This is a genomic window from Stenotrophomonas sp. Sm10 (assembly GCF_030985515.1).
GTDB classification, from domain to species: Bacteria; Pseudomonadota; Gammaproteobacteria; order Xanthomonadales; family Xanthomonadaceae; genus Stenotrophomonas; species Stenotrophomonas hibiscicola.
In genome coordinates, this window is the sequence record NZ_JAPTFO010000104.1 from 1 (window position 1) to 10915 (window position 10915).

Consider the following 10915-nt stretch of genomic DNA (forward strand, 5'->3'; position numbering starts at 1 on the left):
GCCGGCCGCTGGCCGGCAACCCGATCATCCATCGTGATCACGCGGAGCCGGCCAGCGGCCGGCTCTGCCACCTGCGGGTCAGATGTCGGTGTGGTGATACGGCACGGCGGCAGGCAGCGGGTCATGCCCTCCCACGAAGTGACGCACCACGGGGGCGCGCTCGCCGCGATGCAGCTCCCGCAGCACTTCCTGGATGGCCTTGTCATCCGCGGTGATGCGCTCGTGCTGGCGCAGGTGCTCCAGCCACGACGGGGTCACGAAATACTCCAAGTGGATGCCCGGGCTGGCCACGTCCTCGACCACACCCCAGACCACCGCACCGTCGCGGCGACGGATCGTGCCCAGCGCGCGCATCTGCGCCTGGAACGTGGCACGGTCAGCATCGTCGATGCGGTACTCGATGGTAACCAGCACCGGCCCCCGATCATTCGACACCGGCACCGACAGTTCCGGCGCCGGCCAGTGCCCGGCCGGACGCAGGTTCAGATCCTCGGTGCCAGCAATGCGCACGCGCCACACCAGCAATCCGCCGATCACCGCACCTGCGGCAGCCACCAGCAACGCCAGCTCCGGCGACGTACGCTGTGCGAGCGCGCCCCAGCTCAGGCCGCCGGCGGCCATGCCGGCAGAGAACACCATGATGTACAGCGCCAGCGCACGCGCACGTACCCATGCCGGAACCGCAGTCTGCGCAGCGATCTGCAGCGACGACAGCACGGTGATCCACGCAAATCCATTGACCAGCATCACCGCCGGAAGCACGTACCAGCTGCGGGTCAGCGCCAGCCCGACCAGGCTCAGGGCCAGCGACAAGGTCGCCAGCAGTACCAACAGGTCACGATCCAGCTGCGCACGCAGCTTCGGCAGCAGCAGCGCACCGCCCACTGCGCCGATGCCGATGCAGCCCAGCAGCATGCCGTACTGCCCCGCCCCGCCATGCATCTGCCCACGCACCACCACCGGCAACAGCGCGTTCATCGCCGCGGCAAAGAAGAAGAAGCCGACCGACTTGATCAGCACCGCCTGCAGCCGCCCGGCGCGGCTGGCGTAACGCAGGCCCGCCTTCAAGCCGGCACCGAAACCTTCCGGTGGCAGGCTGGACTGCTTGGGATCACGCGTCCAGCCCCACACCACGAACAGCATCGCGGCGAAGGTGATGGCGTTGAAGCCGAATGCCCACACCGCACCCAGCTGCGCCACGATCACGCCACCAATGGCCGGGCCGATCGAGCGCGCGATGTTGATGCCGATCGAGTTCAGCGCCACCGCCGAGGCCAGCATCGGCTGCGGTACCAGCTCGGAGACAATGGCGGCCTGCGCGGGCATTGCCATCGCCGCACCACAGCCCATGCAGAAGGTCAGCAGCACCAGCAACTGCGGGGTCAGCAGGTCCATCGCGGTCAACGCGGCCATCGCTGCGGCCACCAGCAGCATCCAACCCTGGGTCGCCAGCAGGTACTTCCGGCGATCGACAATGTCGGCCAGGGTGCCGGCAGCGAGCGCCAGCAGCACGATCGGCACCGTGGTGGCCGATTGCACCAGGGCCACCATCAACGGCGAACCGGTGCGTTCGGCCATCACCCAGGCGGCGGCTACATCATTGACCCAGGTGCCGATGTTGCTGGCCAGGATTGCCAGCCAGATCGAACGGAACATCTGGATCTTCAGCGGGGCCCAGGCGCCTGCGGCCTGTGTGGAGTGTTGCGACGCGGTTGCGTTCACCATTGCCATGCTCCAACGATCGAGGCGAACAGCGTGTCCTGGCCTCCGGCCTGCTTCAGTGCAGGACCGGCGTCGACCCAGGCCAGCTGCAGCTGCCATTGCCAGTGTTTGCTGGCCTGCCAGCGGGTTTCAGATTTGTACTGGGTGCCGATGCGGCGCGCGCCACCGGCGCTCCCCGGCAACGCCAGCAGCGGTGCCGGTGTGGTGTAGACCGCATCGGCACGACGCTGCTTCCACGCCATCTGTACGCCCAGTTCCGTGGTCACCGCATGATGCAGGCGCAGGGTCAGGGTCGGTTGCAGGTCCATCAGGTTGGCCGGGGCCAGCAGGCTGGCCTCGCTGAAGTAGGCCGATTTAGGGAACAGTGCATTGAAGGTTCCCAGGCGGCCGTCATGCAGCTTGCCGTCGCCACTGGCGATATCCGCCTTCAGCCCCAGCCTCGGTTGCAGCGGCCGCTCGGTCCAGCGCCAGCCGGTGTCGGTGGCGAGCGTCCAGGCGCGGACATCCAGCGTGCCGGCAACCGTCTGCAGTTCACCGCCCTGCGCCACCAGCTCGCTGTTCCAGTCCAGCGCACCGAACTGGCCGAACCAACGCGCACCGAGGGTCTGCCGCCGCTCGGTACCGGAGCCCGCCGCAAAGCGCGCGCCTTCACGACGGTAGTCCAGCAGGTACAGATCCCATTGCCCTGGGCCACGACCACGCGCGGTGGTCGCATACGCGCCCCACAGGTGGGCACCGCGTTCGCCGCGGTCATCAAAGGCGCCGGGTCGGTTCTCCAGCGGTCGCAGCGCCATCAGGTCCAGCGTGCCGGGGCGGCCTTTCCAGCCTGCACGGGCGCCATCGAATGCCAGCCGGATATTCGGCCCATCGCGCACCGACAACAGCCGCGAACTGCCATAGCCGGCTTCCTGCCGACCGAGTTGCAGATGGAACCCACCGCGCTGCCAGCGCCAGTAGGCCTGCTGCACGTCCAACGCGCCACTGTCGGTACGGCCCGGGCCGCCTGCCTTGCCATTCTCGGCATGCACGCCCAGCTGCAGCCGTGCCTGCCAGTTGTCCTCGACATACGTGGCCGACGCCAGTGCACGCAGCAGGCCGTAGCCGTCTTCACTGCCGCCGATACCGAATCGGGCCGGGTCGTAGTACATCCCCCTGAGGCGCAGCGAGGCGTCCCATTGCAGTTGCCCGCCGCCCACGTCGGCGCAGCGGGGGGCGTCACAGGCCAGCGCCATCCATGGCATGGCCAGCAGCGCCAGGCTCAGAACGCGAAGCACGAGCATCCCATCGCACCCCAGAAGGCGCTCAGGTCGTCGGTGGGCGCCGCATGCAGCGCGGCATGGCCGTGAGCACCATGCGTACTACAGGCCACACCGTGATGGTGGCGATGCGCGGCGGCCAATCCGGTGGCGGCGCCGCCAACGTGGTAGCCACCGAAGCGGTTGACCGGCGACCAGTCCGGCATCGCCGGCGGCAGCTGCGGCGCCAGGCCGGCGTAATCCCCGTCGGCGTGCACGATGCGGCCGCCGACCACGGTCAGCAGGCTGGTGATGTCGGCGATCTGCGCGTCATCAACGCGGAAGAAGTCGGCCGAGAGCAGGATGAAATCAGCCAGCTGGCCAGCTTTCAGCGTGCCCTTCACCGCTTCGTCGCCGGAGAACCAGGCACTGCCCTGCGTCCACAGGCGCAACGCCTGCTCGCGTTCGAGCAGGTTCTCCTCGCCATACAGCGCCAGGCCGCCCACGGTGCGCCCGGTCACCAGCCAGGACAACGCCACCCACGGGTTGTAGCTGGCCACGCGGGTGGCATCGGTACCGGCACCGACCGGCGCGCCTTCGGCCAGCATGCGCCTGACCGGCGGCGTGTGCCGTGCCGCCTGCACGCCGTAGCGCTCGACGAAGGCTTCGCCCTGGTAGGCCATGCGGTGCTGCACGGCGATACCCCCACCCAGCGCGCGGATGCGCTCGATATTGCGCGGAGTGATGGTCTCGGCGTGGTCGATGAACCAGTGCAGGCCATCGAATGGCACCTCGCGGTTGACCTGTTCGTATACATCCAGGATGCGGGTGATGCTCTCGTCGTAGGTGGCGTGGATGCGGAACGGCCAGCGCTTCTCGACCAGCAGCTTCACCACGTCGTGCAGTTCGGGCTCCAGCTCCGGCGGCAGTTCCGGGCGCGGCTCGTTGAACAGTTCGAAGTCGGCGGCGGAGAACACCAGCATCTCGCCCGCGCCGTTGTGGCGCAGCAGGTCATCGCCCTGGCGCGGCTGCAGGATCTCGCTCCAGCCACGGAAGTCATCCACTTCCCTGCCCTTGTTCTGGGTGAACAGGTTGTAGGCGATGCGCACCGTCAGCTGGTCATCGCGATGCAGCTGCTCGATGACCTGGTAGTCCTCGGGGTAGTTCTGGAAGCCACCGCCGGCGTCGATCACCGAGGTGATGCCCAGCCGGTTCAGTTCGCGCATGAAGTGGCGCGTCGAGTTGGCCTGGTACTCGATCGGCAGGCGCGGGCCCTTGGCCAGCGTCGCGTAGAGGATCAGCGCATTCGGCTTGGCCAGCAGCAGCCCGGTCGGGTTGCCCAGCGAATCGCGCACGATCTGGCCACCCGGCGGATCCGGTGTGTCCTTGCTGTAGCCGCACGCACGCAGCGCGGCGCGGTTGAGCAGCGCGCGGTCGTACAGGTGCAGCAGGAACACCGGCGTATCCGGCGCGATGTCGTTGAGCTCCTGCAGCGTCGGCAGGCGCTTCTCGTTGAACTGTGCGGCGGTGAAGCCACCGACCACGCGCACCCACTGCGGTGCAGGGGTGCGGTCGACCTGGGCCTTCAACATGTCCAGGGCGTCGCCCAGCGAACGCAGGCCGTCCCAGCGCAGTTCAAGGTTGTAGTTCAGGCCACCACGGATCAGGTGGGTATGGCTGTCGTTGAGGCCGGGCAGCAGGCGCCTGCCCTGCGCGTCGATCAGCGTCGCTTCATTGCCCCAGCCGCGCATGATCTCCTCGTCGCTGCCGACGGCGACGATGCGGCCCTCCTGCACGGCCAGTGCCTGGGCGTGCGGCTGCTGAGGGTCGAGGGTGGTGATGCGGGCATTGCGGATGACCAGGGTGCTCATGCGACGCTCCTTGGAAGTGGAATCGAGTGCGGCAGCGGCACGACCGGCCAGGCCGAGCGCAACCGCGGCGCCGCTGGCCAGCATCACGGTGCGGCGGCCGTGGTCGAGGGGATCGTGACTCATGCGAGGTCTCCCGGAAGGCGATGGACGTCCAGTGCCCAGGTGCCGGGCCCGGCCAGCGCGATGGCCAGCAGTACCGTGGTCCACATCAACGGGTACTCACTGCCACCGCGCATCCAGAACCAGCCCCTGGGCAGGGCCAACAGCACGGTGAAGCCGATGAAGGCGGCCGCTGCAAGCGCGGCAATGCGGGTCTGCCATCCCAGCAGCACGGCCAGCCCGGACAGCACCTGCAACAGGGCCAACAGCAGCGGCAACGGCGCCACTGCCGGCAGCCCGAAACCGCGCAGCTCGGTGGCGAAGCCGGCCAGCCCCGGTCCGCCGAACCAGCCAAACAGCTTGCCCAGCGCGTGCGGCAGCAGGAAGCCTCCTGCCGCCACGCGCAGCATCAGCAGGGCCAGGTCAAGGCCATGGCCGGCCAGCATGCTCAGTGCCCGCCTTCCTGCGCGCCGAACATGCGCTTGGCATACTGGATGCCGATGCCGTAGCCGCCGGCGTGGTCGCGGGCGATGCCGGTGGTCAGGTCGTAGGTTTCACCCCGCGCCCAGTCGCGCTGCAGCTCGAGCAGGTACTGCACGCTGGTCATCGGAACCGCGCCGGCCTGCACCATGCGGGTGATCGCACGCTCGTGCGCTTCTTCGCTGACATCGCCACAGGCATCGGTGATCACGTAGACCTCGAAGCCCTGCGCCAGCGCAGACAGCGCCGGACCCACGATGCAGACACTGGTCCATAGGCCGGCAAGCACCAGCCGACGCTTGCCGATGCGGTTGATCTCGTCTATCACCGGCCGGTCTTCCCAGGTATTCATCGACGTGCGGTCGAACACCGGCTGGCCGGGGAAGATCTGCGGCAGTTCCGGGAACATCGGCCCGGAGAACGACGCTTCGGCGACCGTGGTCAGCACCACCGGCACCTTGAACCCCTTGGCGCCCTTGCTGATCAGCGACACGTTGTTGCGCAGCGTGGAGATATCGATGGTGTGGGTGGCGAACGCCATCTGTGACTGGAAGTCGATCAGCACCAGGGCATGGTCGGTGGGCGACAGCAGGGCCGGGGCGGGCGTGGCGGTGGCATGGGTCATGGATGGACTCCGTTGGAAACACGATCAAGGGGAAGCGACAGGGCGGCATCGCCGGCCAGGTACTGGCCGGGGCTGCAGCCGGTCTCCGCGCGGAAGCTGCGGACGAAGTGGCTCTGGTCGAAGAAGCCCAGCTGCTGGGCCAGGCACGCCATCGGCAACTGCGCGCCAGGCAGCAGCTGGCGTGCGCGTTCGATGCGGCGACGGCGCACATAGCGCAGCGGGCTGGCGCCGGTGCCGCTACGGAACAGGCGCACAAGGTGGAAGCGGCTGACGCAGGCGGCGGCCGCCAGTTCGGTGACCCGCAGCGGCTGCGACAGATGCTCATCGACATAGCGCAGGGCGCGCTGCAGTGCGGCGGCCTGCTGCGGTGCCAGTGGCGCGGCGGGCGGATCGGGCGGAGTGACGGTGGCCATGCGGGGCGCCGCGAGGGGGTGCCCCATGGTGCGTGGCCGTTGCGCGATGCCCTACCCCCGTCGGTCGAGGCCGGCACCTACCCGAATGGGGGAGGCCGACGGCCGAGCAGGCGGCGCCCGAACAGGCACGCATCCAGTGAATAGGCCCCCGGCCCCACAAGCAGCAGCGCCGGCGGCAATGCCACCAGTGGCCAGGGCGCCTGCTGCGCGAACAGGCCCACGGCCGCCGTGAGCGCTGCCAGTGGCGTCAACATACCCAGTGCAAGCATGGCCGCTGCAAGCAGGCACAGCGCCGACCACCCACTGCCATGAGCATCCGGCGCGCACAGCGCGGCGGTCACGCACAGCCGGAACCACAACAGGCCGATGCCCGGCCCCCGATCAGGGAACATCACGAACAGGCGCTGCATGGCCAGGTTCCAGGAGGAGATGCCGGCGTGATAGCCGACCGCAGCGGCCACCGCCTACCCCGTTCGGGTCACCCCGGGCTGCCCCACACCTGCCAGAATGCGCGCCATGCGTGGCCGCCCCTTCCCGTTCCTGCGTCGCCTGCCGGCGCTGCTGACGTGCCTGCTGCTGTTGACCGCCCTGCCCGCCCTTGCCGTGCAGCGCCCGCCGGTGAGCGGTGGCCTGCCCGATTACGAACATACCGCCTGGCGTGTCGGCCAGGGCGCCCCAGGCGATATATGGGACATTGCCCAGGACCGTGAGGGCCTGTTGTGGCTGGCTACCGGCTCGGGCCTGTACCGCTTCGATGGCCGTCGCTTCGAACGGCAGGCAGCGCCCGTCGGTAGCCAGTTCCCGTCCACCAACATGGTCACGCTGGCGCATGCCGCCGACGGCGCCCTGTGGATCGGCTACTTCCAGGCCGGCATCAGCCGCTTCGCGCAGGGACGGCTGCACAGCTACGGCCGTGAGCAGGGCGTACCGGTCGGCGTGGTGCCGCGCTTCAGCCAGGATCGCGATGGCCAACTCTGGGCGGCGATCAATGGCGGGCTGCGCCGCTTTGACGGACACCGCTGGCAGCCACTGCCGGCCGCTGCCGGCCTGCCCGAGCACCGTGTGCAGTGGGTGCTGCACGACAGCCGGGGCAGGTTCTGGGTGCTGGCCGGCCTGAAGATCTGGATGCGCGCGGCGGGCCAGACCGCGTTCGAGGACACCGGCATCGCGGTCTCGCAGATGGCGACGCTGGCCGAAAGCCCGCAGGGTGAAGTGTGGCTGGCCGACCGGGTGAGAGGCACCTCGCCGCTGGCCAACGCGCAGGGTCTGCTGGCGGCCGGCGAACGTGAGGCGCGGCGGTTGCCGGAACTGGTTGCTGCGCGCCTGCAGTTCACTGCCGATGGCGCGCTGTGGGCCACGATGAGCCCGCACGGCGGCGTCGCCCGCATCACCTTCGACGGCACCCGGGCCGTGCGAATGGAACGCTTCGATTCGCCGCAAGGACTGACTGCCACATCGGCAGTGCCGATCATCGTCGATCGCGAAGGCAATCTCTGGATTGGCACCAATCTCGGCCTCAACCGCTTCCGCGCACGCAGCGTGCACACCCTGGCGGTGGGTCCAAGCGATCCCTACCGCTCGCTGGTACGGGCCAGCGATGGCCGCGTGTATGGCTATGGCGAAGACCTCAAGCCCTACGACCTGCGGCGCACCCTGCTCGATGGCAGCGCCACGCAGCTGCAGGCTGCCGCGCGCCAGGCACCCACACCGATCTGGCAGTTCGACTGGGTCAACCTCGCGCGCACGGTCGCCGGGCACACCACATTGATCCCGCTGCCGGCGCCGTTCACCGGGCAGCCGCTGCATGCCCTGTTGTTCCCCGATGACGGACAGGCCTGGGTCTGCACCGGCGAACGCGGGGTGCTGCACTACCAGCATGACCAGTGGCAACGTGAAATCCGCCTGCCCGAGCAGGCCTGCTCATCGCTCGCGCTGGATGCCGATGGCCAGCTGCTGCTCGGCTATGCCGATGGCCGCCTGCGCCGCCTGGGTGCGAATGGCACCGAGAGCTTCGACGCCGGGGACGGCCTGTCGGTAGGGCCGATCACCGCGATGCTGCACCACCGGGACCTTCTGCTGATCGCCGGCGAGGCCGGGCTGGCAGCACGCCTGGGCAATGGCCGTTTCGTTCCGGTGCGCACTGACATGGCCGGCGTACTGGAAGGCATCACCGGCATGGTCACCGATGCACATGGATACCTGTGGCTCAACGGCAGCCGTGGCCTGGTTCGCCTGGAAACCGGCCTGCTGCGCCGCGCCGTGCGCAGCGGCCTGCCGGTCATGCCACGCCTGTTCGACGCAGCTGACGGCATGCCGGGCATTGCCCTGCAGAGCGGACCGATCGCCACCGCAACGCTGGCCGACGACGGCCTGCTGTGGTTGGCCACCAACCAGGGCCTGGCCTGGCTGGACACCACCCGCTCGCACGTCAATACGATGGCTCCCAGCGTGCGCATCGGCGAGGTGCTGTATGGCAGCGAGCACGCGCCGCTACGCGATGGTCTGCGTCTACCGGCCGGCACCAGCCAGCTGCAGATCGATTACGTGGCGCTGTCGTTGGCACGTCCGGAGCGCAACCGATACCGCTACCGCCTGTCGGGCGTGGATGACGGCTGGCAGGACGCTGGCAGCAGCACACGTGCGTATTACACCAACCTCGCGCCCGGCAGCTACCGGTTCGAGGTGGAAGCCGCCAACGAGGATGGCATCTGGAGCACCGTACCGGCCAGCCGCAGCTTCCGCATCGCTCCCACCTTCATGCAGACCCTGTGGTTCAAGCTGCTGTGCACCGCCGCCGTGCTTGCACTGCTGGTGCTGGCCGTACGCATCCGCAGCGGCCAGCTGGCAGCCTTGTTCCGCGCGCGCCTGCAGGAGCGCAACGGCGAACGCGAACGCATCGCGCGCGACCTGCACGACACCCTGCTGCAGGGTAGCCAGGGCCTGATCCTGCGCCTGCACGCGATCAGCCAGTCAGCGCAGACGCCGGAACCGGTGCGCAGCCAGCTTGAGTCAGCGATGCAGCTGGCCGAGCGCAACCTGGCCGAGGGTCGCGAGCGGGTAAATGCGCTGCGCGAGGCGCCGTTCGCGGGCCGCGACCTCGCTTCGGCGCTGGCCGACGTGCACGCCGAATACGCCGGGCATGGCATCAATCCCCTGCGCCTGACCGTGGAAGGCGCGACGCCACCGCTGCAGGCCGACGCGGCCGAAGAGGTGTTCCTGATCGGGCGCGAGGCCATCCGCAATGCGCTGCGTCATGCCAACGCCAGCGCCATCGAAGTGGAACTTTCCTACGGAACGCGCTGCTTCCTGCTGCACGTGCGCGACGATGGCGTGGGCATCACCCACGAAAATGCCGGCCATGGCCATTGGGGCCTGCAGGGCATGCGTGAGCGCGCCCAGCGCCTCGGCGCGGAACTGCAGCTGTGGACCCGCCCCGGGCTGGGTACCGAAGTCGCGCTGGCAGTTCCGGCCCGGCGGCTGTATCAGCGCCGCCGATCGCGTTGGCATTGGCCCTGGAGTAGAGAAAACCATGACTGAGTCCCCTGCCCCGATCGGCGTGCTGGTGGTCGACGACCACCCGCTGCTGCGTGATGGCCTGGCGGCACTGCTGGGCGCTCATGCCGACCTGCGCCTGCTCGGCGAAGCCGCCGATGGCGAAGAAGCCATCGCACGCTACCAGCAGTTGCAGCCTGACGTCGTGCTGATGGACCTGCAGATGCCCCGCCTGGATGGTGTGGAAGCCATCGTGCGGATCCGCGCGCTGGACCCACGCGCCCGCATCATCGTGCTGACCACCTATCGCGGTGACGTACGTGCGGTGAGGGCACTGCAGGCCGGCGCCAGCGCGTATCTGCTCAAGGACATGCTGCGCCACGAACTGGTCGACACCATCCGCATGGTGGCCGGTGGCCGCCGTGCGCCGATTCCTCCAGCGGTGGCCGCCAGCATCGCCGCGCATGTGATCGAAGACCGCCTGTCACCGCGCGAGACCGAGGTACTGCGGCACGTGGCCGGAGGGCTGTCGAACAAGCGCATCGGCGAGCGCATGCAGATTTCGGAGCAGACGGTGAAGGCGCACATGAAAAGCCTGATGGACAAGCTCGGCGTGGGTGATCGCACCCATGCGGTCACCCAGGCGCTGCGGCGCGGCATCATCAGCCTGGACGACAGCGGGCACGATTAGGGGGGGGTTCGGCAGGGCCTGCAGCCCTGCACCCGCGGTAGTGCCGGCCGCTGGCCGGCAACCTCAACAGCAAAATCAAAAGCGGGCTCTCCGTGGGATGGCGCGGCGGTGTCGGACTGCGGGGACGCTGCAAGTACGTCCCTGTAAGCTTGGCAGCCGCATCCATGCGGCTGACACCCCGCACTCCGACACCGCCCCACCTCTGACAGATTTCCGCGGCTGTTGGTAGGTGTCGACCTTGGTCGACACTTCTGTCAGATATCGAAATCAATCAGGGGTCCGATCCC

General features: G+C 68.6%; 9 protein-coding genes. 2 read left to right on the plus strand and 7 right to left on the minus strand.

Translation table 11 applies throughout. The annotated features are described in order from the left end of the window. Positions 1 to 78: 78 nt before the first annotated feature. The 7 genes from O0J15_RS19095 to O0J15_RS19125 all read right to left on the minus strand — a co-directional run bounded on the left by O0J15_RS19095 (position 79) and on the right by O0J15_RS19125 (position 6855). Positions 79 to 1725 (minus strand): MFS transporter, encoded by a 1647-nt coding sequence (locus tag O0J15_RS19095; protein WP_308306117.1) that lies wholly within the window; start codon positions 1723 to 1725, stop codon positions 79 to 81. Continuing rightward, a complete protein-coding gene (locus tag O0J15_RS19100; RefSeq protein WP_308306118.1) occupies positions 1719 to 3002 on the minus strand; it encodes an alginate export family protein in 1284 nt (427 codons plus the stop codon). Before O0J15_RS19100 ends, O0J15_RS19095 begins: the two co-directional genes overlap by 7 nt. Further along, the gene (locus tag O0J15_RS19105) at positions 2981 to 4828 is read right to left on the minus strand and encodes an amidohydrolase (RefSeq protein ID WP_308306120.1); all 1848 of its coding nucleotides are present in this window, start codon (positions 4826 to 4828) and stop codon (positions 2981 to 2983) included. The genes O0J15_RS19100 and O0J15_RS19105 overlap by 22 nt, the downstream gene beginning before the upstream one ends. Before the next feature lie 119 nt (positions 4829 to 4947). Continuing rightward, the gene (locus tag O0J15_RS19110) at positions 4948 to 5373 is read right to left on the minus strand and encodes a DoxX family protein (RefSeq protein ID WP_111102432.1); all 426 of its coding nucleotides are present in this window, start codon (positions 5371 to 5373) and stop codon (positions 4948 to 4950) included. A 2-nt stretch (positions 5374 to 5375) separates the two neighbouring features. Then, positions 5376 to 6032, minus strand: a complete 657-nt coding sequence (locus O0J15_RS19115) for a hydrolase (RefSeq protein ID WP_019659975.1) — start codon at positions 6030 to 6032, stop codon at positions 5376 to 5378. Continuing rightward, positions 6029 to 6472, minus strand: coding sequence for a helix-turn-helix transcriptional regulator (locus O0J15_RS19120; protein WP_058982409.1), 444 nt, complete (start codon positions 6470 to 6472; stop codon positions 6029 to 6031). Before O0J15_RS19120 ends, O0J15_RS19115 begins: the two co-directional genes overlap by 4 nt. 50 nt (positions 6473 to 6522) lie before the next feature. Continuing rightward, positions 6523 to 6855 (minus strand): hypothetical protein, encoded by a 333-nt coding sequence (locus O0J15_RS19125; protein ID WP_164145131.1) that lies wholly within the window; start codon positions 6853 to 6855, stop codon positions 6523 to 6525. 97 nt (positions 6856 to 6952) lie between these two features. On the opposite strand from O0J15_RS19125, the gene O0J15_RS19130 reads away from it, so the two are divergent. Together O0J15_RS19130 and O0J15_RS19135 are read left to right on the plus strand one after the other, a co-directional pair. Continuing rightward, the gene (locus O0J15_RS19130) at positions 6953 to 9982 is read left to right on the plus strand and encodes a triple tyrosine motif-containing protein (RefSeq protein ID WP_308306119.1); all 3030 of its coding nucleotides are present in this window, start codon (positions 6953 to 6955) and stop codon (positions 9980 to 9982) included. Continuing rightward, entirely contained in the window at positions 9975 to 10628 is a 654-nt protein-coding gene (locus O0J15_RS19135; protein ID WP_019659979.1) for a response regulator transcription factor, read from the plus strand. Before O0J15_RS19130 ends, O0J15_RS19135 begins: the two co-directional genes overlap by 8 nt. The last annotated feature ends 287 nt before the right edge of the window (positions 10629 to 10915 follow it).